Annotated in this window: 18 protein-coding genes; 12 read left to right on the top strand and 6 right to left on the bottom strand. The window is 55.7% G+C overall.

The genetic code is table 11. From position 1 onward, the window contains the following. Positions 1-19: 19 nt before the first annotated feature. From RHM61_RS16670 to RHM61_RS16660, 3 genes are all read right to left on the bottom strand, one after another. Positions 20-2,035: a M13 family metallopeptidase gene (locus tag RHM61_RS16670; protein ID WP_322248412.1), complete on the bottom strand. Its 2,016-nt coding sequence runs from the start codon at positions 2,033-2,035 to the stop codon at positions 20-22. Positions 2,036-2,245: 210 nt separating this feature from the next. Then, entirely contained in the window at positions 2,246-3,946 is a 1,701-nt protein-coding gene (recJ, locus tag RHM61_RS16665) for a single-stranded-DNA-specific exonuclease RecJ (RefSeq protein WP_322248411.1), read from the bottom strand. After that, on the bottom strand, positions 3,943-4,938 hold the full coding sequence (locus tag RHM61_RS16660; protein WP_322248410.1) for a hypothetical protein: 996 nt from the start codon (positions 4,936-4,938) through the stop codon (positions 3,943-3,945). The genes recJ and RHM61_RS16660 overlap by 4 nt, the downstream gene beginning before the upstream one ends. Before the next feature lie 48 nt (positions 4,939-4,986). Between RHM61_RS16660 and RHM61_RS16655 the strand changes: the two genes are divergently transcribed. From RHM61_RS16655 to pbpC, 7 genes are read left to right on the top strand one after another with little or no spacing between them, the layout of a single operon-like run. Beyond that, positions 4,987-6,252, top strand: coding sequence for a lipoprotein-releasing ABC transporter permease subunit (locus tag RHM61_RS16655; protein WP_322251117.1), 1,266 nt, complete (start codon positions 4,987-4,989; stop codon positions 6,250-6,252). Next, on the top strand, positions 6,245-6,970 hold the full coding sequence (lolD, locus tag RHM61_RS16650; RefSeq protein WP_322248409.1) for a lipoprotein-releasing ABC transporter ATP-binding protein LolD: 726 nt from the start codon (positions 6,245-6,247) through the stop codon (positions 6,968-6,970). The genes RHM61_RS16655 and lolD overlap by 8 nt, the downstream gene beginning before the upstream one ends. Before the next feature lie 42 nt (positions 6,971-7,012). Beyond that, a complete protein-coding gene (locus RHM61_RS16645) occupies positions 7,013-8,281 on the top strand; it encodes a hypothetical protein (protein WP_322248408.1) in 1,269 nt (422 codons plus the stop codon). Further along, positions 8,278-9,012 (top strand): polysaccharide deacetylase family protein, encoded by a 735-nt coding sequence (locus RHM61_RS16640; RefSeq protein WP_322248407.1) that lies wholly within the window; start codon positions 8,278-8,280, stop codon positions 9,010-9,012. The genes RHM61_RS16645 and RHM61_RS16640 overlap by 4 nt, the downstream gene beginning before the upstream one ends. A 59-nt stretch (positions 9,013-9,071) precedes the next feature. Beyond that, positions 9,072-10,958: an MFS transporter gene (locus tag RHM61_RS16635; protein ID WP_322248406.1), complete on the top strand. Its 1,887-nt coding sequence runs from the start codon at positions 9,072-9,074 to the stop codon at positions 10,956-10,958. Between the two features lie 2 nt (positions 10,959-10,960). Beyond that, positions 10,961-16,687, top strand: a complete 5,727-nt coding sequence (locus RHM61_RS16630; RefSeq protein WP_322248405.1) for an alpha-2-macroglobulin family protein — start codon at positions 10,961-10,963, stop codon at positions 16,685-16,687. After that, entirely contained in the window at positions 16,687-18,867 is a 2,181-nt protein-coding gene (pbpC, locus tag RHM61_RS16625) for a penicillin-binding protein 1C (protein WP_322248404.1), read from the top strand. Before RHM61_RS16630 ends, pbpC begins: the two co-directional genes overlap by 1 nt. A gap of 550 nt (positions 18,868-19,417) precedes the next feature. On the opposite strand, the gene RHM61_RS16620 is transcribed toward pbpC, so the two are convergent. Beyond that, positions 19,418-19,738 (bottom strand): hypothetical protein, encoded by a 321-nt coding sequence (locus tag RHM61_RS16620; protein ID WP_322248403.1) that lies wholly within the window; start codon positions 19,736-19,738, stop codon positions 19,418-19,420. Positions 19,739-19,751: 13 nt separating this feature from the next. After that, positions 19,752-20,336 carry a hypothetical protein gene (locus RHM61_RS16615; RefSeq protein ID WP_322248402.1) on the bottom strand — a complete coding sequence of 195 codons (585 nt, stop codon included), beginning with the start codon at positions 20,334-20,336 and terminating at the stop codon, positions 19,752-19,754. Between the two features lie 282 nt (positions 20,337-20,618). On the opposite strand from RHM61_RS16615, the gene RHM61_RS16610 reads away from it, so the two are divergent. The 5 genes from RHM61_RS16610 to RHM61_RS16590 all read left to right on the top strand — a co-directional run bounded on the left by RHM61_RS16610 (position 20,619) and on the right by RHM61_RS16590 (position 25,601). Then, positions 20,619-21,038: a DUF2946 domain-containing protein gene (locus tag RHM61_RS16610; RefSeq protein ID WP_322248401.1), complete on the top strand. Its 420-nt coding sequence runs from the start codon at positions 20,619-20,621 to the stop codon at positions 21,036-21,038. A 98-nt stretch (positions 21,039-21,136) separates the two neighbouring features. Beyond that, positions 21,137-23,212: a TonB-dependent receptor gene (locus RHM61_RS16605; RefSeq protein WP_322248400.1), complete on the top strand. Its 2,076-nt coding sequence runs from the start codon at positions 21,137-21,139 to the stop codon at positions 23,210-23,212. Positions 23,213-23,271: 59 nt separating this feature from the next. Next, a complete protein-coding gene (locus tag RHM61_RS16600) occupies positions 23,272-24,582 on the top strand; it encodes a PepSY domain-containing protein (RefSeq protein ID WP_322248399.1) in 1,311 nt (436 codons plus the stop codon). Between the two features lie 243 nt (positions 24,583-24,825). Beyond that, positions 24,826-25,107, top strand: coding sequence for a DUF1778 domain-containing protein (locus tag RHM61_RS16595; RefSeq protein WP_322248398.1), 282 nt, complete (start codon positions 24,826-24,828; stop codon positions 25,105-25,107). Then, positions 25,104-25,601: a GNAT family N-acetyltransferase gene (locus RHM61_RS16590; protein WP_322248397.1), complete on the top strand. Its 498-nt coding sequence runs from the start codon at positions 25,104-25,106 to the stop codon at positions 25,599-25,601. Before RHM61_RS16595 ends, RHM61_RS16590 begins: the two co-directional genes overlap by 4 nt. Here the strand turns inward: RHM61_RS16590 and RHM61_RS16585 are convergent. Further along, a complete protein-coding gene (locus RHM61_RS16585) occupies positions 25,578-25,907 on the bottom strand; it encodes a hypothetical protein (RefSeq protein ID WP_322248396.1) in 330 nt (109 codons plus the stop codon). The two genes, RHM61_RS16590 and RHM61_RS16585, sit on opposite strands and share 24 nt — an antisense overlap. Positions 25,908-26,232 lie beyond the last annotated feature (325 nt).

Below are 26,232 nucleotides of genomic sequence, written 5' to 3'. Positions count from 1 at the left end.
GACTATGCGGCCCTTACTCTTACCAAATTGAGACCCGCTCAGCCGGCGGTAAATACATTTTATCGCCCGACTTGACGTCATAAGTGCGGTAAAACGGTGTCATATTACGCAAGGTGCCGTTGATGCGGAATTGTGGCGGCGAATGCGGATCGGTTTTAGTGCGTACGATCGATTCTTCGTCACGCATCTTGTTTTGCCAGGAACGCGCAAAGCCGAGGAAGAAACGTTGGTCGCCGCTCAAGCCATTGATAACCGGTGCCGGTCTGCCACCCAAGGATAATTGGTAGGCTTTATAAGCGATCGCCAAGCCTGAATTATCGGCAATATTTTCACCCAAGGTCAGGGCACCATTGACGAAATAACCAGCAACCGGACTGTAGCTATTGTATTGCTTGATCAAGGCGGCGGTTTTGACCGTAAACTTGGCATGATCGTCGGCCGTCCACCAGTCACGCAAATTACCGAGTCCATCGTATTGCGCACCTTGATCATCAAAGCCATGGCTGATTTCGTGCCCGATCACCACGCCGATGGCACCGTAATTGGTGGCGTCGTCGGCCTTGGCGTCAAAGAATGGCGCTTGCAGTATCGCTGCCGGGAAGACAATTTCATTCATTTCCGGGTTGTAATAAGCGTTCACCGTCTGTGGCGTCATTTCCCAAGTCTCGCGGTCGACCGGTTTGCCTAGCTTGGCCAGTTCAGTTTGGTTCGCATGCAAACGGATGTTGCGTAAATTAGCGACCGGATTGCCCTTACTGATTTGCAGTGAAGAGTAATCGCGCCATTGATTCGGGTAGCCGATTTTACTCTTGAATAAGGCCAGTTTGGTTTGCGCTTCTTTTTTGGTTTCCGGGCTCATCCAATCGAGCGTATCGATACTGTTTTTATACGTCACCAACAGGTTGGCGACCAGTTGTTCCATCTTGGTTTTGCTTTGTGCCGGGAAGTAGCGCGCAGCATATTCTTTACCCAGGCTTTCACCGAGGCCGGAATCGACCAAATTGACGCCGCGTTTCCAGCGCACTTGCTGTTTCGGTACGCCGCGCAAGACTTGATCATAGAAAGCAAAGTGTTCGGCATCGAATTGCTGTGGCAATTGGGAGGCGGCCGAACTGAGTAAATTCCACTTCAATACTTGCTTGAGTGTCGCCAGCGGGGTGGTCTGCAATAACTGATTGAGGCCGCTCAGATAAGTCGGTTGGCCGATAATCACGCGGTCGATTTTGCCACTCACACCTAAGGCGCTCAGGTAGCTGGTCCAATCGTAGCCGGGGGTCAGCTCGTCGAGCTTGTTTAAGGCAATATTGTTGTAGGCCTTGATCGGGTCGCGCAGGGCGACTTTATCCCATTGTATGGTGGCCAGCGCGGTTTCAAACGCCACAATCGCTTTGGCACTATCGGCGGCATGCGCTTGTCCCGCCATGCGCAACATTTTTTCTATATGCAGTTGGTATTTCCGACGCGCATCGTTGAGCTTGGCGTCATCTGCTTTTAAATAGTAATCGCGATCGGGTAAGCCCAGGCCAGATTGGCCGATGTCGAGTACGTATTTGCTCGAATCTTTATTGTCCTGATGCACTTGTATGGCATAGGGGGCGTTGATACCGCGTAAATTGAACCATGCCATTAATGCCGGAATTTGCTGCTTATCCGTTAAAGCGTCGATCTGGGCGAATTCAGCGTTGAGCGGCTTCAAACCCAGGCTTTCAATTTGCTTGGTATCCATGAAGCTCAGGTATAAGTCACTGATCTTTTGTTCCTCACTGCCCGTTTTGTGCTTGCCTTTGGCGATGTCCTCGATCAAGCTATGCAGTCTTGTGCGCACGCCTTCATCGAGTTCAACAAAGGGATTGATGGACGAGCGGTCGGCCGGGATCTGGGCGGCCTTAATCCATGCACCATTGACGTGCCAGAAGAAATCATCTTGGGCGCGGGCGGAACCATCGACTTCGCCCATGATCAGTGCTGGAGCGGCGGCCGTTGTGGCGGCAGAGGCCGGTGCCATACCAGTTGTGCTGGCAATCATTAGCGCCATTGCGCTCAATACTCTTATTTTCACTTGTTTCTATCTCCGATGTTAAGTAAATGCAATGGCGAAGTGAGGAGGTATTGTTGCCTTGAGGCATCAACAACAGGTCTGACTCAGCGATAACTTGGACTGATAAGCTTCAAAACAGTTCATATTCTGAAAGAATATTTTCAACAATACAAGATTACTCGTCTGCGCGCAAATTTAATGAGAGTTTCAGGGAGAGGATGCCTCAATGTGCTCAACCAGCAGTTGCACCCGTGTGACGCCATTGTATTCATTGGCATCGAGACGAAACGCGACGCGCACCCGTTCCGGCAAGCTGTCGGTATGGCCGAACCAAATCGCCTCATAGCGTTTGCCGTGCTTTTCCAGTTGCAGCTTGAGGTGGCGCTCTTTGAGTACGCGCTGGGAAATCAGTTTGAAGTCGTCGCAAAACAGCGGCACCGGAAAACCTTGGCCCCAGACTTGGCCATCGAGCAGGGCGATGAAGTCGGTGGTGAAGTAGCTTTCTTCGAGTATGCCGTCGGTGGTGATGATGCGTTCGAGCTCACTTTGGCTCAGCCAGCTTTGCGCCACGGCTTCGAAGGCGGCGGTAAATGCCGCTAAGTCGCCTTGTTGCAAGGTCAGGCCAGCCGCCATGGCATGGCCACCGAATTTCTGTATCAGCCCCGGGGCGTGCTTGGAAACTAAATCGAGCGCATCACGCAGGTGAAAGCCTGGAATCGAACGCCCTGAGCCTTTGATGATGCCATCGCTGCCGGGCGCGAAGGTAATGGTAGGGCGATAAAACTTATCTTTCAGACGCGAGGCGACGATGCCGATCACACCTTGGTGCCAGCTGTCATCGTAAACGGTGATGCTGTGCTTGCTGCCGGGATCGAATTGATCGAGGTGGAGCATTGCAACATCCTGCATTTCGCGTTCAATTTCCTTGCGGTCGGCATTGATGCCGTTGAGTTCTTGCGCGATCGCCCAAGCGCGTCCTTCATCATCGGTGCTCAGGCATTCTATGCCCAAGGCCATATCGGCCAGACGACCGGCAGCGTTGAGCCGCGGGCCAAGGGCAAAACCGAGGTCAAAGGGGCTGGCCGAACGCGGCTCACGGCCAGCGACACGGAATAAGGCGGCAATGCCTGGGCACATGCGGCCGGCGCGCATGCGTTTGAGTCCTTGCGCCACCAAGATGCGGTTATTGGCATCGAGTACGACGACGTCGGCCACCGTACCCAATGCCACCAGATCGAGCAGACTGTCGAGCTTCGGTTGACTCTGTTGATCAAACACGCCACGTGCGCGTAGCTCAGCACGCAGGGCTAGCAAGACATAAAACATCACGCCGACACCGGCTAAATTTTTGCTGGCGAATTGGCAGTCGGGTTGATTCGGGTTGACGATGGCCGCGGCCTCCGGCAATTCTTGTCCCGGTAAATGGTGGTCGGTCACCACCACCGGTACGCCGGCGGCAGCCGCAGCGGCGACACCGTCAACGCTGGCGATGCCGTTATCGACAGTGATGATGATATCCGGGGCTTTTTCTCTGATCGTCAGGGCCACGATCTCGGGCGTCAGGCCGTAACCGTATTCGAAGCGATTCGGCACGATATAATCGACCTCGGCACCGAGCATGCGCAAGCCGCGCAGTGCGACCGCACAGGCGGTGGCACCATCGCAATCATAATCGGCGACGATGACTAATTTTTTTTGTGCGCTGATGGCATCGGCCAACAGCTTGGCGGTCGGCGCAATCTGGTGCAAGCCGGCCGGGCTGAGCAGGGCGCTGAGTTCGGTCGAGAGGGCGGCGTGATCGCAGGCGTTGCGGGCGGCATACAGGCGCGCCAGCACTGGGTGCATGCCATTCTGACGCAACAACTCGGAGGCGCGCAAAGGGTAAGGGCGGGTCGCGATGCGCGTCATGCTGCACCCAAGAAAAACAGTTTGCGTAAGGATGGGCTAGTCCAAAGCCGCCGCCAACTGCGCGCGGGGATGGTGAAGCAGGCGATTTGCCGGGCGTCGCTGCAGACCAGGCGCCATTGTTGTAATTGACCTTGTTTGAGTGCTTGCTCCAACGGCAGGAACCACGCTTGTTCTAACTTTTCCCATTCTATCAGCCATTGATTCCAGTCACCGTTGAGGGCGGCGCTGCTCAGGCTGTCTTGCAAGACGACGCTGAGACTGTCTGCACTGGCGAGCAAGCTGGCGGCATTCTCGGCCTGGGCAAGCTGGCGCGATGCGGGCTGTAGTGCGGCACTGCCGCCTGAAAGCCATAATGAATTGACGGTTCTTTCGCCACGCGCGGCGCGTTGCTCGTTGACTTCGTCGATATACCATTCCATCTGTATTTCGTTTTGCAATTTGCGCCATGCGCGCGCGGCTTCACCGCTTGGCATCCAAATATCGATATTATGGCCGCAAGCGGCATCGCTGGTAGCCGTTTGTAAGTCTGACCAGGCATCGGCGCGCAAAAACCAAGTTTTCGCGTCACCATACAGCAATTCTTGTCCGACTTCACGGCATAGGCGTTCGGCACTGGCGTAGAGTGCGCGTGCTTGGCTGTCTGTCAACACCAGTTGGCGCGTATCGGTCAACACGAGGTGATCGCGTGCAACGTGCAGATGCACCGGTTGCAGCACGAACCAGTAGCCGTGGGGCACCGTGATACCCAAGCTCTGCATCAACTGATGCGCGCAGGCTGGTGCCGTGGCGGCGTCGCTTTCAACTGAGTCAGCGTTGCTGAGCCAATATTCATGTGGCAAGGCTTTGGCAAATTCGGGGTAAGATCGGCGTTCTGGTGCGGCCGCGCCGGCCAACATGCGTGCCAAGGCATCGGCGTGGCAGGCAGCGAGCAAGTCTTTGGCCAAGCCAGCAGGTGGAATGCTGAACGGCAATATCAGTTCTAAATTTTTCATAGACGCCATTATATGGCACACTGCTGGCTGCCCTAATTTGATGAAATGATATTTGCAGTGAAAAATCTCTCTTTTGAATGGCTGGTCGGCTTGCGCTATACCCGTGCCGGTCGGCGCAGTGGTCGTAATAGCTTTATTTCTTTCATTTCCATGATCTCCATGGCCGGTATTGCGCTTGGTGTGGCGGCCCTGATTATCGTGTTGTCAGTGATGAATGGTTTCCAGAAGGAAGTGCGCGACCGCATGTTGTCGGTGCTCGCGCATATCGAAGTCTTCGATGCGACCGGGGCGATTCCGGATTGGCATAAGACGGCACTGGAGACCCAAAAAAATCCGGAGGTACTGGCCAGTGCCCCCTATGTTGATGGTCAAGCCATGATTGTTGGGGATGATGTCATGCGCGGCGTGATGCTGCGCGGCGTATTGCCGGAGCAAGAGTCCCGCGTTTCCGAGGTGGCGACCAAGATCAGCGCAGGCAAATGGTCTGATTTACGTGCCGGTGAATTCAATATCGTGCTCGGCTCGGCACTGGCGAGTGCGCTGCACGTGGGCTTGGGCGACAAGGTCAGGCTGGCCGCGCCGGATGGGCAGATGACACCGGCAGGCATGATTCCTCGCTTCAAGGCCTTCACGGTGGTCGGCATGTTCGATGCCGGTCATTATGAATTTGATTCTGGTATGGCCTTCATGCACATTGAGGATGCACAGAAATTTTTCCGCCTCAGTGCACCGTCCGGGGTGCGTTTGCGCATCAAGGATATGTTGGAGGCACCGAAAGTGGCGCTCGAACTCTCGCACACGCTCAGTGGGGACTTGTTAATTCGCGATTGGTCGCAGCAAAACCGTAATTACTTTACCGCCGTCAAGACTGAAAAAACCATGATGTTCATCATTCTGACCTTAATCGTTGCTGTCGCTGCCTTTAATTTGGTGTCGACCTTGGTGATGACGGTGACCGACAAGCAAGCCGATATCGCGATCTTACGCACCCTCGGGGCGTCACCCTCATCGATCATGAAAATTTTCATGATACAGGGTGGTATCGTCGGCTTGGTCGGCACGGCGCTCGGAGTGGGCGGCGGGGTCTTGGTATCACTCAATATCGATGTGATCGTGCCTTTCATCGAACGCTTGTTCGGGGTTGATTTCTTGCCGAAAGATTTATATTTCATCAGCGCCTTACCGTCCGATTTGCGCTGGCCCGATGTGATGCAAATCAGTTTGATGGCAGTGTTGCTGGCCTTTGCAGCGACGATATACCCGAGCTGGCGTGCTGCGCGCGTCAAGCCGGTGGAGGCTTTGCGTTATGAATGATGATTCCATCAAGCCGGCGGTGGCAGTGTTGCAATGCACCGAGCTGAGCAAACGTTTCAATGAGGGTGAACATGCCGTGCAAGTGTTGCAAGGCATCCGCTTAGCGGTGATGCGTGGCGAGCGGGTCGCCATCATCGGCGCTTCCGGTTCCGGCAAGTCGACGCTGTTGCATCTGTTGGGCGGTTTGGATACGCCCAGCAGCGGCCAAGTGTACTTGCTCGGGCAAGAATTGGCCGGCATGGATGAGACCGCCCGCGGCATCATGCGCAACCAACATCTCGGTTTCGTCTATCAGTTTCACCATTTATTGGCGGAATTTTCTGCCCTCGACAATGTTGCCATGCCTTTGCTGATACGCCGTATGCCGCGTGCGCAAGCGCAGGAGCGCGCGCGCGCCATCCTCACGCGCGTCGGCTTGGCGCACAGGCTTAGCCATGTGCCGGGCGAATTGTCCGGCGGCGAACGGCAACGCGTCGCTTTGGCGCGGGCCTTGGTGAGCGAACCGGCTTGCGTCTTGGCCGATGAGCCGACCGGCAATCTCGATGGCGGCACGGCACAGCAAGTATTTGAATTGATGTTGGAATTGTCGACCACACTCGGTACTGCCTTCGTCATTGTCACGCACGATGCCGCTTTGGCTCAGCGCTGTGACCGCGTGTTCCGGCTCAGTGAGCAGGGTTTGGTGGCGCAAGCCGCTGTCGCTACAGCGGAGGGCTGAGGCATGGCGGGAACGATCAAACAGGTGCTACCAAGGCGACTGTTGCTGTGGTTACTGACGGCGCTGTGCAGCGCGCCGGCTGCAGCCACGACTGACTTGGTATTGCAACTGGAAACCTCGCTCAGCCGCGATAGTAACCCGCTGCGTTTTTATACGGATCAGCTTGATGCTGCACAAAACGCGCTGGCCCGCCCAGCCGCAACGGTGGCGGCGGCCGATTTGCGTCTGGCCGCCATCGTCCCGCTGTTGTCGGATCAAACCCGCTTGATACTGAGTGCCACGCTGGGTGAACGGCATTACAACGCGTATCGCCAGCTCGATCACCAACCGCATGCCGGCGACGCCGCATTCGAATGGGTGGCAAGCAAGTTGCTGAGCGGACGAGTCAGTGTCGGTGCTGCGGAACGTTTGTTTCCCTACCTTAACGGGAGTTTGACTGACAAAGATCTCGAACATGAACAACACGTCGATGCCAGCCTTAACCTACATATCAGCGATGACTGGTTGCTGGCGACGAAATGGTATCGTAGCAGCTTGTCGTATGACCTTAATGTTAATCGGCTCTATGATTTTCGTGAAAGCGGCGAACAACTGGGTCTGCGCTATCTGACCGGCACCGGTTCGAGTATCGAAGCCGGCAATCGCTGGGCGCGCACCGATTACCCCGACAGGAATGCGCAACAGATCAACGATCTCGATCGCCAATATCACGAAAACGAGCTGTTTCTCGACGGCGAATGGCGTTACAGCGTGAAAACCAATAGCAGTGTGCATCTCGGTACGATACGGCGCGCTTACCAAAGCTTAAACGAACGCAATACCCATCTGTTTAATGCGATTTGGCGCGGCACCTACCTGTACTCGCCGAAATTGCGTCTTGATGTGCAATTGTTTGACCGCCCGTTTTCTATCGTCGACCCAAGTGTTCTGTATGTGCAGAGCAAGGGCGCGCGTTTCGATGCTTTATGGAAAACTTCAGAAAAGCTCCAATTCAATCTGTCAGCCTTGCGTCAGAACAGCACCCAGACTTTGATTCCACGTCTCGCTACCGCCGCCAACAGCGGTGCCCTCAGCGAGAATTTGCAAAGACTGGGACTGGGTGCCAGCTATCAATTTGAACGCGGCTTTCGCTTGCTGCTCGATGGTTTTCATGAAAAAACTTCGGGCGATGCGGCAAATTTGAACCTGAGCCAGAACATCGTCAAAGTCGGTTTTGAATATACCTTTGAAAACCAGAGTGGCGCCGCCGGCCGCGCCGGTATCAATCGGTATCAACGGGGTTTGAGTGCTCCTGAGGCGTTACGACCATGACGCCGCTGCGTACCCGGCTGAGCCGTTTAGCGGCGCGCCACGTGGCCTGCAATTGGCTGCCCTTAAACCGCGGACCAGGCGTAGTCAGCCTGTGTTTTGATGATGTGCCGGCCAGTGCCTGCCAAGCTGGCGCGGCGCTGTTGGAAGCTTACGCTGGCCGTGCCAGCTTTTATGTCTGCGGATCGTTGACGGACCAGCCGGAACAGGGGCAGTTATGCCACAGCTTGGCCGATTTGCATAGCTTGGCGCAACGTGGTCATGAAATCGGCTGCCATACCTTTTCGCATACGAATTGCGCGCAACATGAGGTAGCGGCCTTGGCGCGCGACTGGCAAGCCAATCAAGATTTTTTTCAACAGCACGGCCTTCGCACCGGCGGCTTTGCGTTTCCCTTCGGTGCCTACGATCTCGGTAGCAAATTGGCGGCGGCGCGACGCTTCAGCTATAGCCGCATCACCGGCGGCGGCCGTCATGTCGGCCGTGCCGATCTGGCGGCTTTGCGCGCTCAGCCACTGTATGCGGCCAGTACCGATACGGCTGTGCTGGCGCAGCTGATCGCCGACACCGCACGTGACGGCGGCTGGCTGATCTTGTATTCGCATGAAGTCAGCAACACGCCCGGGCCTTGGGGCACCACGCCGGAACAATTAGAGCTGGCGCTGCACTTGGCACAGCAATCTTGCTGTAAAATATTATCAGTTCAGCAAGCAATTGATTTTTTTCGCGCTTAACAAGAGGCCGTTGTCGTAGCCTTCATCTTTATCGTCACATTTTTTGATCAGGTCTTTTCATGAGCCAACACAGCCAGTTTACGCTGCTCAAGCAACGGCGTTTCGCGCCGTTTTTTTGGACCCAATTTCTCGGTGCTTTCAACGACAATGTCTTCAAAACTGCCTTACTGACGGTATTGACCTTCGATGCCTTGCATTGGACCACGCTCGATGTCGGCTTACTCAATCAATTGATACCGGGCTTATTCATTCTGCCATTTGTGCTGTTTTCTGCCAGCTCGGGCCAGTTAGCCGATAAATATGAAAAAGGCCGGATGGCGCGCAAGGTCAAATTGCTCGAAGTGATCATCATGTCGGTCGCCGCCTATGGCTGGATGCAGCATAATTTGTGGGTCTTGATCGCTGCCGTGGCTGGCATGGGGATTCATTCCACCCTGTTTGGCCCAGTCAAGTATGCCTATTTGCCGCAACATTTAAGTCGCGATGAGCTCATCGGTGGCAATGGTTTGATCGAGATGGGGACCTTCGTCGGCATTTTGCTCGGTGAAATACTCGGCGCGCTGCTGGTCGTGCATCAACCTTGGGGCACCGAGTTGATTGCTTTTGGCGCGATCGGCATTGCGCTCATCGGCTATCTGACCAGTCTGCGCATTCCGTATTCGCCGGCACCGGCACCGGATTTGCAGATGAATTGGAATCCTTGGTCGGAAACGCTGCGAAATTTGGCTTTCAGTAAACAAAATCGCCCAGTATTTCTGTCTTTGCTAGGCAATTCATGGTTTTGGTTTTACGGTGCCATCATTCTGGCGCAATTTCCGCTGTATGCGAAAAATTACCTGCATGGTGATCACGGTGTGTTTGTTTTGTTGCTGGCCATCTTTTCCGTCGGCATCGGTTCCGGTTCCTTGCTGTGTGAAAAATTATCCGGTCGCAAGGTCGAAATTGGTCTGGTGCCCTTCGGTGCGATTGGCTTGACCGTATTCGGTTTGGAACTGTACTTCGCCAGCGTTGCTTATGTGAATACGCACACGGTCGATATGCTGCAATTCATCAGCACCGCCGGTAGTCTGCGTATTTTATTCGACATCCTCTTGCTCGGCGTGTTCGGCGGCTTATACATCGTACCCTTATTTGCGGTAATTCAAACACGTTGCGATCCCCAACATTTGTCGCGCACGATTGCCGGCATGAATATCCTTAATGCTATTTTCATGGTAGTCGCCTCATTAACTGCCTCGGCCTTGCTGGTACGCGGTTACACGATTCCGCAGATTTTTATGTTCACGGCCATCCTCAATGCTTTGGTCGCCTTGTATATTTTCAGTCTGGTGCCAGAATTTTTAATGCGCTTCATTGCCTGGTTACTGATTCACACCGTGTACCGGATCAAGACCGTGCAAACCGAACGCCTGCCGGAAGAGGGCGCGGCGATATTAGTCTGCAATCACGTCAGCTACATGGACGCCATCGTGATCATGGCTTTGAGTCCACGGCCGATTCGCTTCGTCATGGATCATCGCATTTTCAAGATTCCTTTCCTGTCGTGGATTTTCCGCACCGCCAAAGCGATACCGATTGCGCCGGCCAAGGAAGATCAATGGCTGATGGAAAAAGCCTATATCGAGATTGCCCAAGCCCTGCATGAAGGTGAATTGCTGTGTATTTTCCCTGAAGGCAAGCTCACTGCGACTGGTGACATCAATCAGTTCAAAGGCGGTATCATGAAAATCCTTGAACGTTCGCCCGTGCCGGTCTACCCTATGGCTTTACGTGGTTTGTGGGGCAGCTTATTGTCACGCGGCACAGGCAACCCCTTCCAGCGCGCATTCCGGCGCGGACTGTTTTCCAAACTTGAGTTAGTGGTGGCTGAACCGATTGCCGCCGCAGCGGTCACACCCCTGATCTTGCAGCAAAAAGTGGAAGAATTGCGTGGTGACTGGAGGTAGGGATGAAGTTGGTTTGGAATGCAGTACAGGCCGCGCTGTTGAGTGCGCTCACGATAGTGGGCAGCGCGCTGGCAGCGCAGGTTGAACAATTTACGCCACAGGGTACGGTGGCGCAGCTCAATCAGGTCAAGGTTCGGTTTTCTGAACCCATGATTGCCTTTGGCGATAATGCTGCGGCTGCGCCATTCGACATCAATTGCAGTGCAACTGGCAGTGGCCGCTGGCTTGATGAGCGCAACTGGGTCTACGAGTTCAGCCGCGCGCCACAGAGTGGCAAGCCGTGCAGCTTTCAGTTGTCGAGCGCGCTCAAAACCCGCGCCGGCAATGCGCTCGAGGGCCAACGCCGCTTCGTCTTTCAAGCCGCTGCTGCGCGCGTCGAGCGTATCGAGCCGTATGCCGATGCCGAGATTGAAGAAGAACAGGCATTCATCTTGTTTTTCAGTGCCCCGGTCGATGAGGCAAGCTTGCGCGCGCGCGCCTATTGCGAAATCGCCGGCATCCACGAGCGGGTGCCAGTGAAACTCGTGAGCGGCGCGGCGCGCACGGCCTTGCTCAATGAATTTGCCAAAGAGATCAAGCCTGCCAGCGTCGCCACACTGCAATGCCAACAAAGCTTTCCGGCCGATGTCGCAGTCCGTCTGGTCTGGCAAGGTGAGGCCTCCAAGGACAAAGCTGCCCAAGCAGACCAGCGCTTCCCCTACAAGGTGCGCAGCCCTTTCAGTGCGAAATTTTCTTGCCAGCGTGAAAACGCGAATGCCGCTTGCACCCCGGTGCTGCCGCTGCATTTGCTGTTTTCTACCGAGATCCCACGCGCTATAGCGGAAAAAATCGTATTGCGGGCCGGTGATCGTCAGATCAAACCGTTTTTTTACGACAATGAGCGTGTCGCCTGGGTCAGCCGTCTGACTTTCAAAACGCCGCTGCCGGCCAATGCCAGCGTGCGTTTGGAATTGCCAACCGGAATCAAGGACCAGAGTGGCCGGCCGCTCAGCAATGCCGCACAGTTTCCGCTCACGGTAGCGATGGCCGATTACCCGCCCTTGGCAAAATTTCCCGCTTCCCCGTTTGGCATCATTGAACTCAACGGTGGTGCCAGTCTGCCTCTGTCACTGCGTAACGTCGAGCCGGAATTATTGATGCGTAGCGCCGACGGGCGTATCGCTCCCGGTCAGCTTTCCAAACTTAAAGTCGATGACGATGGCGCGATCATCGCTTGGATCAGTAAGCTCAATCGCTACCATGAACGCACGTTGCGCCTGCAAGGGCGCGATGTGGAAACGCGCAGCCTCGGATTGCTGGCGCAAGAAAGCAGCGCACGCACGCTGAAGTTACCTTCGTATGCGGCACAGGCGAGCCGCCCCTTCGAAGTCATCGGTATTCCATTTGACGCGCCCGGTTTCTATGTATTGGAATTGGCCTCACCGAGCTTGGGTGCTGCCTTGTTGGCAAAACCGGCACCGATGTTCGTCCGTACCAGCGCGCTGGTCACTAATCTGGCCGTGCATCTGAAATTGGCGCGGGAAACCGGCATGGTGTGGGTGACGCGCTTGGATAATGCCAAGCCGGTTGCTGATGCGGCTGTGCAATTAAGCGATTGTCGCGGCAATTTGCTATGGAAAGGGCGCTCTGATAGCCGAGGGATTGCCATGCTGCCAGCCGGCTTGGTTGGCGGCTGCGCAGCGGCCGATGGCAAGCCCGACAGCGTGCAGATTCCCGGCTATTTTGTCAGTGCGCGCAAACGCGACGAGCTGGGCCGCGATGATGTCGCCTTTGCCTTGTCATCGTGGAATAATGGCATAGAATCCTTTCGCTTCAATTTGCCGACCGAGCAAATGCCGGCGGCAACGCTGCGCGCGCATACCGTGCTCGATAGAAATTTGTTGCGGGCTGGTGAGACGGTATCGATGAAGCACATGATACGCAGCGAAAGCAGTCGTGGTTTTGAATTTGTTGCAGCAAACAAATTGCCGACGCGCTTACGCATTATTCATCAAGGCAGCAACCAGGAATTTCAATTCCCGCTCACTTGGCGTGCCGGAAATCTGGCCGAAAGCAGCTTTGCCATTCGAGCACAAGCCAAACTTGGACGCTATGAGATCGTACTCGACCGCGACCCTGCCAGTGCTGGGGCGAGCAGTGCTGACAACGGCGGCAGCTATATGACCGGGGCGTTCCGGGTCGAAGAGTTGCGTCTGCCATTGCTGCAAGGCCGCATCGTGCCGCCGGCCGGCGCGCTGATTGCACCTGCGAGCCTGCCCTTGAATGTGCAATTGAATTATCTCAATGGTGGCGGTGCCGCCGGCTTACCGGTGCAAATCACGGCAATGCTGCGTGAACGCAATGTGCACTTTCCTGAGTATGAGAATTTTTCTTTCAGCGTCTTTGATGCGGCAGAAGAGCAGCAAAAAATCATCGCCGATAAAATTTCCGTCACCCTCGACAATAACGGTGCCGGCAAAACCGTGTTGCAAGCCTTGCCCGCACTGACACGCGCCAAGGAAGTGCAAACCGAGATGACTTACGCCGATCCCAATGGCGAGATACAGACCGTCAGCGCGCTCACGCCCTTGTGGCCGGCGGCCGTGGTGGTCGGCATCAAGACCGAAGCCTGGATTGCGGTGAAGCGACAAGCGCGATTCAGCGCGCTCGCCCTCGATACCGCCGGCCGGCCGCAAGCTGGGGTCGCCATGACCGTAGCCGGCACGCTCAAACGCAGCAATTCGCATCGCAAACGCTTGGTCGGAGGTTTTTATGCGTATGAAAATGTGGCAAGCAGCGAGTCTCTGGGCACCCTGTGCAGTGGTAAAACCGACCAGCGCGGCTTATTACTGTGCGACATAGCGCTGAAACAATCGGGCAATATCGAGCTGCTGGCCAGCGCCAAAGATGCCCAAGGGCGTATTTCCACCGCGCAAGCTTCATTTTGGGCCAGCTCCGGCGATGAAATTTGGTTTGATGGCGAAAATCAAGATCGTATCGACGTGATTCCTGAGAAAAAAAGCTATCAAGCCGGTGAGACGGCTAGTTTTCAGGTGCGCATGCCTTTCCGCGCCGCCACCGCCTTGGTCGCAGTCGAGCGCGAAGGGGTCATCGACACCATGGTGCTTGAACTGACGGGCCGCGACCCGACCGTGCGCGTGCCGATCAAGGCTTCCTATGGCCCCAATGTGTTTGTATCGGTATTGGCGGTGCGCGCGCGCTTGCGCGAAGTGCCGTGGTATTCCTTCTTCAAATGGGGTTGGAAAGAGCCGCTGAATTGGTGGCAAGAGTACCGCGAATACCAAGCGCCGACGGCCACCGTCGATCTGGCTAAACCAGCGTTTAAATTCGGTATTGCTGAAATTCGCGTCGGCACCGCAGCTCACGCGCTGGCAGTGCAGGTGAAAGCAGACCGCGCGACCTATCCTATCCGCGCCAAGGCGCAGGTGACGGTCAGCGTTAAATTGCCTGATGGTAAAGCGGCGGCTGGTGCCGAGGTAGCGATTGCCGCCGTCGATGAAGCCTTGCTTGAATTACAGCCCAATGAGAGTTGGGATGTACTGGCCGCCATGATGCAAAGACGCAGTTATGGCGTGGAAACCGCCACGGCGCAGATGCAAGTGATCGGCAAACGTCATTACGGCCGCAAGGCGGTGGCGGCTGGCGGCGGTGGTGGCACGGCACCGACGCGCGAATTGCTCGATACGCTCTTGTTATGGCAAGCGTCAGTGCGTCTTGATGCAAATGGGCAAGCACGCATCGAAGTGCCGCTCAATGATGCGCTGAGCAGTTTCCGCATCGTCGCCGTCGCCACCAGTGGCGCGGCCTTGTTCGGCAGCGGCAGTACCAGTATCCGCGCCACCCAAGATTTGCAAATCGTTTCGGGCTTGCCACCAATGGTGCGTGAGGGCGATCAGTATTCCGCCATGTTTACGCTGCGCAATACCAGCGCACGTGCCATGTCGGTGACCTTGCAGGCGCGCACGGATAGCGCGGCCTTAACGCCGCAACAAGTCGCGCTAGCGGCTGGTGCGAGCAAGGAAGTGGCTTGGCAAGTCAGCGCACCGGCCTTGTCCGGCAGCCAAGAAAGCGTGGCACTGGCCTGGCGCATTGAAGCCAAGGAGCAGGGCGGCAGCGCTGCCGATGCCCTGCAACTCGATCAACAGCTATTGCCGGCCGTGATGCTGAGCGTGCGGCAAGCCAGTTTGCAGCAAATCGATCAAACTTGGTCGCTCGCGGTGCGCCAACCGGAAGGCAGTTTGCCACTGCGTGGCGGCATCGCGGTGTCGTTGTCGCCCTCGCTCAGTAACGGCAGTGCCGCGCTCAAGCGCTATTTCACTCAGTATCCTTACACTTGCTTGGAACAACAAGCCTCGCGTGCCATAGGTTTGCGCGACCCAGTGCTGTGGCAAAAGTTCAGCGCTGCATTGCCAGCGTATCTCGATGGCGATGGCTTGGCGTATTTTTATCCCCCCAATGATCCGGCGCAACGCCAAGGCAGCGACAGCTTGAGCGCCTACCTGCTATCGGTCAGCGATGAATCTGGCTACAGCTTGCCGTCGGCGGCAAAAGAAAAAATGCTCGACGGCTTGAGCGCCTTCGTCGATGGCAAGATCACGCGTGATTTTTGGGCCCCGCGCAAAGATCTTGAGGTGCGCAAACTGGCCGCCTTGGAAGCCTTGTCGCGCTACCGTCCGATCAGCGCACGTCAGCTCGGCTCGGTGCAAGTGACACCGGCGCTGTGGCCGACCAGTGCCTTGCTTGATTGGCTAGCATTACTACAACGCGTACCGACGCTACCGCAACGCGATGGCGCGCTCAAAGAAGCCTTACAGCAGTTGCGCAATCGACTCGATTACCAAGGCACACGCATAGGCTGGAGCAGCGAAAGCAGCGATTACTGGTGGTGGTTGATGAGCAATGCCGATGTCAACAGCAACCGTTTGGTCTTGCTGGCCTTGAATGAACCGAGCTGGCGCGACGAGCTGCCGAAAATCTTTAGCGGGGCCTTGCAACGGCAAGTCAATGGACAATGGCTGACGACCACCGCCAACGTCTGGGGTTTGCTGGCGATGGAAAAGTTTTCCAAAAAATTCGAGGCAAATAAAGTCAGCGGCACGAGCCGTATCACGCTGCGCAGCGGCATTGAGAAAGCCTCGCCCGCGCTGAACGTAAATTGGGCCAGCGCCACACCCACGGCCGGCTTGCTGGCCTGGCCGCCGCAGCCTGGCAGCGATGACCGCTTGCAAGTGCAACATGATGGCGCAGGCAAACCTTGGCTCAGTCTGCAAAGTTTGGCCGCCCAGCCGCTGCGCGCGCCCGTCAGCGCCGGCTATCGCCTCGTCAAGACGGTCACGCCATTGACGCAAAAAATCCCGGGCCGTTACAGCCGTGGCGATACTTTGCGCGTGGTCTTGGCGATTGAGGCGCAGAGTGATATGAGCGCGGTGGTGGTCAGCGATCCGATACCGGCCGGGGCGACTGTGCTTGGCTCCGGCCTGGGGCGTGATTCGGCCTTGGCCGAGCGTCAAACTCGTCCGCCCGAGCAACTGTGGCCCAGCTTTGAAGAACGCAGTTTCTCCGCGTTTCGCAGCTATTACCAATTTATTCCGAAAGGCAAATTCACCATGTCGTACACGATGCGGCTCAATAATGCCGGCCGCTTCCATTTGCCAGCCAGTCGAGTCGAAGCCATGTATGCGCCGGAAATGTTTGCTGAGCTGCCGAATGCGCTGTTGCAGGTAGAGTGATGGCGCGTTCCTATTGGTGCCACCGGGCTTGTTACCCTTTGCTGTTGTGGTTGTTTTGTGGCAGTGCGGCGGCGCTGCCAGGCTTGGCGCAACTGAAAGCCGAGTTTGCCAGCTCGGAAGGAGAGTTATTAGACCGTCATGGCGTCGTGATCCAGCAATTACGCGTCAATATGAACGAGCGCAAATTGCCTTGGGTCAAGCTCGACGAGATCTCTCCAGCCTTGCGCCTGGCCTTGATTAGCTCCGAAGACAAGCAGTTTTACCAACATTCCGGCATCGATTGGCGCGCTGTGGCCGGCGCTGCTTGGGGCAATGTTTGGAATAGCAAAACCCGCGGTGCCTCCACCATCACCATGCAACTGGCCGGTTTGCTCGATGAAAAACTTCGCCGCCGCGCCGGTGGTCGCAGCACCGTACAAAAGATCAACCAAGCCTGGGTCGCCCAATCTTTGGAGCGCAATTGGCGCAAAGATGAAATTTTAGAAGCCTACCTGAACTTGGTGGCGTTTCGCGGCGAATTGGTCGGCGTCCATGCTTTGTCGCGCATCTTGTTCGATAAACATCCTAGCGGACTCGATCAAGTCGAGTCAGCCTTGGCGGTGGCACTGCTGCGCGCACCGAATGCCAGTGTCGCCAACGTCAGTACACGCGCTTGTCGGATCTTACAAGAGCAAGGGCAGGGCAGCATGTGCCTGAACCTTCAAGGCCAAGCAACACTGGCCTTTGCACGCTTGACTGGCCCGGGCTTGAGCAACAGCTTGCCGCCAGCTTTGAACCTGGCTCCGCATCTGGCGCGCCGGCTATTATCGGAGCGCCGCCGCCGCGTGCAATCCACCCTCGACGCCCGCTTACAAGCGTTTGCCGCCGACAGTTTGCGCCGGCAATTGGCAGCCTTGGTGCAGCGCAATGTGGAAGATGGTGCCGTGTTGGTACTCGACAATGCCAGCGGCGAGGTGTTGGCATGGGTAGGTTCGAGCGGCAGCTTGTCTGACGCCCCGCAAGTCGATGCCGTCACCGCCTTACGTCAAGCCGGCTCGACCCTCAAGCCCTTTCTCTACGAATTGGCGCTGGAACGACGCCTGCTGACGGCTGCCTCACTGCTGGATGACCAAGCGCTGAACCTGAGCACCACCAATGGCCTGTATATTCCACAAAATTATGACAAACATTACCAAGGCTTGATCAGCGTGCGGACTGCCTTGGCCGCATCGCTCAACATTCCGGCGGTGCGCACGCTCGTCAGCGTGCAGCCGCAGGTATTCTTCGAACGCTTGCAAGCATTGGGCTTCGGTCTACGCGAATCCGGTGATTTTTACGGTTACAGCTTAGCCTTGGGCAGTGCCGATGTCAGTCTGGCAGCGCTGACCAATGCCTACCGCAGCTTGGCCAATCAAGGGCGCTACAGCGCGCTGCGCGAAGAACTGGCGACCCGCGTCGCACCGGTCGTGCAACGCATGAATCCGGCCGCCAGCTTCATCGTCGCCGATATACTCAGTGACCGCGCTGCTCGGGCGCACACCTTCGGCTTGGAAAACGCCTTGACTACGCGGGTCTGGAGCGCAGTCAAAACCGGCACCTCGAAAGACATGCGCGACAATTGGTGTATTGGTTTCAGCGGTCGGTATACCGTCGGCGTCTGGGTTGGCAATGCCTCGGGGGCACCGATGTGGGATGTCTCGGGCCAGACCGGCGCAGCACCGGTGTGGCAAGAAATTATACACTACCTGCATCGCGGGGCCGCCGCACCGGCCGCGCCGCGCCGGCCGGCCGGGGTAGAGCAAAGAGCGATCAGCTATGCCGATAGCAGCGAAGCACCGCGCAGCGAATATTTTCTCATCGGTACAGGGCAAGACCGCTTGCTAACCGCCGCCTCGGACCAGATCCGTGCAGCGATCAACTACCCGAAAGCCGGCATGGTGGTCGCGCTCGACCCCGATATCCCGGCGCAACGGCAACGCATGCGCTTGCGCGCGCAAAGCTTGCAGCCGGGCATCTTGCTGATCGATGGTAAGCCAATAAAAAGCACCGCCAACATCAAACAACAGGCCGCCGGCATACTCGAAGCAGATTGGTTTCCGTGGCCAGGCCGGCATACTGTGAGCTTGCGCGATCGCAGCGGTAAATTGCTTGATGAAATACAGTTTGAAGTGCGGGGGGCGGTGGAGAAAAAGCCGGCATGAGGGCTTTGACTAACAATTTAACGGATCGTCGCAAAAGCCTGATGGACGCTTTTTTACACCTGAAACACCGTATACCTCGTCATTCCCTTCCCGCATGCTTTTGGCGGAAACCCAGTGTCGTTTTTAGCACTGAAAACAGCATGATTTCTGGCATTTTTTTTAAGCACGAACGCCGCCAGGTTCCCGCGCAAAAGCGCGCTGATCATTACCCACAAGTCAGGTCGATTGCGCATCCACCCAGCCGCCCAATTCGTCATTGCCGCGCAGGCGGCAATCCAGTGGCGCGCATGCGCCTTTTATATCTGTGCTGCTCAGGCGCAGCAGGAGGTGTTCATTGCACAGAAAAAAAAGTGTCCTTGATCGACGTTCCCACCCTGAAGGCACTAAGGTGTCACTGGATTCCTGCCTACGCAGGAATGACGAGGCGAGAGCACGGGGGAATGACATGTCGGCCAGTTGGAGTAATGATACCGACTGAAAACCCTTTTGCGACAGCCTCTTGAGGCCGGGGTAATTGACTCGTTGCTGACACCTGTGATTGAGTTGGTGTTTACATAAAATGGCGAACACGCTCTGCACCAAGGCTATCAGGATCGAATTCGGACTGATGCCGAATACCATCCGCATTTATGCGGCAGCACCATTTAACCTGCGCCCCCCAAGCTTGATTTGAATTCCTTTCAATGATTCCGGTTGCCACCAAATTATCAACATCGCCGTTTTCATCTATGTCATCCATGTACACGTTGACCTCTGCACCCTCGTTAAGCAGTACTGCCTGACCATTTATCGCCATCTTGCTATCATGAGTAGAAAGCAATACGAGATCAGCTTCCGGCATTTCATTAAAATCGACATATAGTGTGGTCATGTGTGAAACTCACTTAAAAGCTACGCAGCGCTGGAGCGACAGGATTTCGTATCGCTGGCGAAAACAAGTTTTCCAGTTGTTGCGGAGTAAGGCCGTCAATTGTTGCATGATTTCTGTTTCCAGCGTGTCCGTCTGCCATTATCCTTCCTCCGGCTGCTCGTATTTTACCTGCTGAAGTCACCCCAACTTGATTGTTCTTGAAAGGCTTTGCCAGCTCCCTAAGGTTTGCTCCAACACGGCTCTGTGCCGATACCCCATTCAAAGTTCCATCGACAGATATTGTTACGCCACTACCTTTAATAAAGCTTTCGGCCGTGCAAGCGCCACCCCGGCAAACAAGAATATCATCATCGATATCCTTTGACGCCTTGATAAGCCGAGCAAGCTCGACCGCATGCTCGACAGTCTGTACAGCTTGTAAAGTCTGCCCCATCCTTGGAACGGGGCCAACAACGCCGAGCGCACTGAGCACCACAGTGGCTGCAGCACATCCGGCACCATTATATGTCGCCACACCCAGCTTGCCCAAGTCGTAGAGCAGAAACGCGACATCGTAGTCTTCTTTCGATACGCCATCGCGATAGCTGAGCGTGCTCACCCTATCCCCAACAGATGTCAGAAATTAAGTCGCTAAAAATTCCAAGTAGCATACTGCAAGCTGCTTACCCAAAAAAATTCTAACGAAATTTAATGAATAGACGTTGATTTTTTTAAAAAAAATCAAAAAATCACTATTTCTGCAGGTGTTGTCGGCCGAATGCACGAGCATTTTTATGCTGTGCCTCCTTAAGAGGCTGTGGCAAAAGCCTGGCGGACGCTGTTTACACCTGAAACACCGCATGCCACCTTGTGAAAATTTTTCATCCAAAAGAAGAGATGCTTGAAACGGATCAGTTACAATATTGACATGGGTATGATGTCAAAACGAACAACGCTGTATATCTGGATCGCATGTTTCGCCATGCTGTTCAATCTGCTCGCGCCTTCTCTCTCCCATGCCTTCTTTGCAGCCGATGGCAAGGCTAGCTGGGTAGAAGTTTGTAGCCTGAAAGGATCAAAGTTTGTATCGGTAGCGCAAGATACGTCCGGCAATTCTGGTCAGGACAATGTCTTACATCATATGGAACACTGCGCGTTTTGTGCGAGCCATGCCGGTGCGTTTGTCATACCATCAAACAGTTCAACACTGTTTTCCGTCATTGGCGGGCATGATCTGTTTCCGCCCCTGTTTTATCAGTCTCCATCCCCCTTATTTTCTTGGTCCGAGGCGAATCCGCGCGGCCCACCGTCCATCACCTGATTAGTCACTGAGCCAAGGTCAGAGCACTCTTCTGCCTGTCCGCGCTCGTTTTTGTCGATCCGACTCTGGGTCGGCATAGCCTTTTTTCAGGAATATCCATGTCCAGTACCATTCACATCAGCACACCTGCAATTCGTTGCAATACTGCCTTATCACCGTTTACTCTGGCAATTGCCGGCGTATTCAGCCTTGCCTACAGCTTGCCTGTAATGGCGCAAGCCGACGTCAGCGGCGACTCCTCACTGACTATCGGTCGCATCGAAATCAGCGGAAAAAGAACCGGCCCGTTGGCAAGCAGCAGCGTGCTCAGTTCAGTCGACATTTTGGGTGCAGACCTGTTACGTGATCAGCAAGTCAACAGTGCCTGGGAATTATTTTCTCGCGCGCCTGGAGTGATGCTTACTCCATTCAGACAAGGTAATGAATCCGGTAAGCTATCGTTCCGCGGCTTCAACGGCGAAGGCGAAGTGAATGCGGTCAAGTTACTCATCGATGGCATCCCTGGCAACGATAACGCCGGTGGCATGCCCCTCATCGGCGCTATTCTGCCCCTAGAAATCGAAAAAATCGAAATAGTACGTGGTACCAACGATCCCCGGTATGGCTTGCATAATATTGCCGGTAACGCCAATATCATCACCCGTACCGGCGGTAATTACGGCGAGGCACGAGTTAGCTACGGCAGCTTCGATACCGAGCAAATCCAAATTGTCAAAGGCATAGAAGAGGGTAATTGGTCGCAAAATTATACCTTCGGTTACCAGAGCGTCGGCGGCTATCGGGAGCATTCTCGTAGCGATAACTTCACACTCGCCGGCAAGTGGTTTTACACCAGCGACGATGGCCGTGTTCGCTTCGGTCTCAGTGTACGGCATGCAGAGGCTAAAGCGCAGGAAGCAGGCTACCTGACTGCCGCCGATGCCCGAAATAATCCGACCAACTCCGACACCTATGCCCAATCAGATGGCGGCAATCGCCAGCTCAACCAGATCAGCCTGCATCTCGACAGCGAACTCAGTGCGCAGTTGTCGGTATCGGCCAAGGCATACCTGAACACGATACAAGATCAGCGCTGGCTGCGTTACTCGACCACGACGTCGCAACAGGAGCGCGTCATTGATGAAACGCATTACGGCGCGCTCAGCTCGCTGACCTACCGGCCGCAATTGGCAGCCTTGCAATGGCTAAAAGACTTTTCGATACAAGGCGGTGTCAGTGCTGAGCACCAAAATGATTTCAGTCCACGCTATAACACTGTCAAGCAAGTCGCCGTCAGCACCACGCGTGATCATCACTTCACATTCGATACCGTTGGGACATATTTACAGGCCGTGATCAAGCCGCTAGACTCGCTGAAAATTATCCCGGGCTTTCGAGTCGACAAAATCAGTGGCAGTTTTTCTGATCCGTCAAAAGGTGTGTTTTATCCGATTCAGGATTATGGTTTGATCAAACAGCCGAAGTTCAGTATCGTCTACGCCGCTTCGCCGCTCGCCAGCCTTTATGCCAATTGGGGCCGCAGCTTCCAAGTCGGCGCTGGCGCAGCTGCGTACCAATCCACTGCCAACCCCCTCCGTCCGTCCATCAATGATGGCTGGGAGACCGGTCTCAAGCTGACGCCGGCTGAGTGGATCGATGCTCGCCTTGCAGTGTGGGAGCAGCGCGCCTCGGACGAAGTCAAGCGTCGCCTCAATGACCCCACCGGCAGTTCGGAAAACGTTGGCAAAACACTACGCCAGGGTGTCGATCTGCAAGTCAATCTGCGTCCAGATAAACGCGCCAACATCTGGTTGGCTTATTCGCTGCAACGCTCGAAAATTGTCCAACCTGATCCAAGCGCACCGGCCACGATTAACAAGGAAATCGATCATGTGCCGCATCGCGTCTTTACGGCTGGTGCCGATTTCCAAGCCACGCCAGACTTGAAACTGTCGGCCTGGGGCAATGGCCAGGACGGCTACTACCTGACTACCGCGAATACCGGCAGCAAGTTTGGCGGCTACGTATTGCTCAATGCCAGCGCAAGCTATCAAATTTCGCCTGCCGTCGCTTTGGAACTGCAACTGAAAAACCTGGCCAATCGGTATTATGAATACGTTTGGATCAATGATCAGACGCGTCACTCACCAGGTGATGGTCGCGCCGTCTACCTGTCGGCCAACGTGACATTCTAGGAATCTGCCGGAGCGGGCCTGTTCATGGTCCGCTTCTTTTATACTCAACCGGATATTTTATGAGCATAAGCGTAAGGGCACCTCGCCCGGCCGACTGGTATCGCGCCGTCTGGCGCTGGCATTTCTATGCCGGCCTGCTGGTTCTACCTTTTTTGATCCTGCTGGCCGTCACCGGCGCGATCTATCTGTTTCGCAGCGAAATCGAGCAGATTATTTATCGCGATTTGAAAAGCGTCGCGGTCAGTACGCAGGCAGCGCTACCGCACCAGCGCCTTGCGACCATTGCGCTGGCTGCGTATCCGGGCACCCTGTTCAAATACGTACCGCCTGCACTTGCCAGCAACGCCGCCGAAGCCACGATCAAAACCGTAGCTGGCGAGAATCTGGCAATCTATATCGATCCATATCGCGGCACAATACTGGGGTGCCTACCCGAAAAAGGCGGCGTGCTCTGGACCCTGCGGCACCTGCATAGCCTGGCTTATTTTGGCCCGGTGGCCAACGCGCTCATTGAAGTCGCCGCTGGCTGGAGCATCTTATTGGTACTCAGCGGAATTTTCCTCTGGTGGCCACGTGGCCGGCGTGGCGGCGTCGTGACAGTGCGCAGACGCACCCTCTGGCGCGACCTGCATGCCGTTACCGGTATCTTCGTGGCGTTCTTCATCGTCTTCCTTGCCGTCACTGGGATGCCATGGTCGCTGGTCTGGGGCAAGACGGTCAATCAATGGGCTAATGGCAACAACTTCGGTTACCCAGAGGGTGTGCGTGTCAGTGTGCCGATGTCCGATGAGCACCTCGACCACCTGGCACCTACCAGTTGGTCGCTCAAACAAGCGCAAGTGCCATTCCAGCCGCCCCATCATGTGGCTAAGGCGATGACGCTGGACCAAGCCGTCGTCCGCTTCGATGCGCTTGGCCTTAGTCGCGGTTACGCCATCAATCCGCCGCTTAGCGCATCGGCGGTCTACACCGGCTCGGTGTATCCGAATGATCTGTTGCGCCAACGCGTGATTCATCTCGACCAGTATTCCGGCAAGGCTCTGCTTGACATGCGTTATGCCGATTACGGACCTCTGGGTAAAGCGCTGGAATGGGGTATCAATGTGCATCTAGGCCAGCAATTTGGGCTTGCCAACCAGTTGGTGCTACTGGTGGCGTGCATCGCGATCGTTATTTTGTGTGTGTCGGCCGCACTGATGTGGTGGCAACGACGACCAGTCCTCGGTCCACCGCCGCTACCGCTCAACCTCGCGGCACAAGGCCTCGTCGTCGCACTGATGGCTATCGGGGGTCTCATTTTTCCGCTGACAGGATTATCGATGCTGGTGATTTGGCTGTTCGATATGCTGCTTGTCAGGAGGCGACGATAGGCTTGAGTCGCGTTATCGATGCAAGAGGGTGTAAATAATTTTGCATAAGCACGATTTAGCCAGTGAAACCGTTGCTTGAATAGGTTGTTGATGATGGAGCGCTTATTGTTCAGCTTGGGCTACTGGCTGTCCATTTTGCGCAGCCACGGCCAGTTCTCGCAGGGCGTATCACAGGCCTATGTACGGGTTGCACCTTGACGTGTACGGCAATTTGCCGTATTGTTTCATCAGGAGGACAAAACCATGCCCACAGCCATCACTACCGCCCGTCTCGAAGCCCGGATCAGTACCGATCTGCATTCGATGCTCAAGCGCGCCGCCGAGCTTCAAGGCCGCACCATGACTGATTTCGTTGTGTCTGCGGTTCAGGACGCCGCGCAGCGCGCCATCGAGCAGGCCGAAGTCATCCGCTTGTCGCTGGCCGATCAGGAGTGCTTTGCACAGGCGCTGCTATCACCGCCGCAACCGGCACCGGCTCTGCAACGCGCCTTCGCTCGGCGCAGCAAGCTCCTGCGCACTAAATGAGCGATGCACCGTTCCGTCTCGCGCCGCTCGATGCCGCACATGACCGCACTGCTTTTCGCAGTGATTCGGAGCAGCTGAATCGTTACCTGAGTGAGCAAGTCACCCAGGACATTCGCCGCCGCGTGGCCGCCTGCTTCGTTGCCGTGGCGGACGGGCAGCGCATTGCGGGCTACTACACCTTGGCGTCGGCAAGCCTGCTGCTGGCCGATCTTCCAGTCAATACCGGCAAGAAGCTGCCGCGCTATCCGACCGTGCCTGCCGTCCGCATGGGCCGTCTGGCCGTCGATCAGGCATTCAAGGGGCAAGGTCTCGGCGGTGCGCTGCTGGCCGATGCGCTTGACCGTGCTGCCAGTTCAGAGATTGCCGCCTTTGCCCTGTTGGTGGATGCCAAGGACGCGGCGGCAGCGGCGTTCTACCGGCATCACGGCTTCATCGTCTTGCCAGACTCACCGCTGACCTTGTTCTTGCCACTAGCAACGGTCCAGCGTTCTTGAAACTCGCCTTTCCTTGAACGACAGGCAATAACCTAGCCAGGACGGAAATTTCTGGGGTTCCGGCTTACACCCCCTGTTACAGACACTCAGAATTTCCTCCTGCTCATCTTGGCTAAGCTTGTTGGCCGGCACAGGACGCTCCGTCAAAGGGCGCGCATCATCAACCACAGCCCCATTCTTCTGCCAGCGATACCAATCATTGAGCGAAATTTCTGCGACCTCGCAAGCTTTAAACAAGCGCGCCCCTTGGTCGCACGCGAGCCGAATCGGCACGATCAATTCCTGCCGGTCGCTCAACGCAGTCATTCGTTCTCGCCCTCGTCCCACAGGGCGCGCAGCTTTTTTTGCAGCACCAATAACGCTGCTGCTTCTGCCAGCGCCTTATTTTTACGGTCTACTTCTCGTTGCAATTCTTTAATTTTTTTCTGATAGGAGTTGGCACAGGGCGTCCTTGCTGACTAGTTTTGTACGCCAGTTATAAAGTGTGGCTTCAGAAATACCTTCCTGCTTCGACATGCTGACAATGGAAGGGGCATCCGGGGCCAACAGCATGATTTTGGCGGGAATCCGGTGTCGCTTTCAGATAATTTCGGGTATTTTCAGTTAAGCACGAACGCCGCTGGATTCCTGC

Source organism: Undibacterium sp. CCC3.4, from assembly GCF_034347425.1.
Taxonomy (GTDB): Bacteria; Pseudomonadota; Gammaproteobacteria; order Burkholderiales; family Burkholderiaceae_D; genus Undibacterium.
This window is presented reverse-complemented; position numbering and strand designations above follow the sequence as displayed.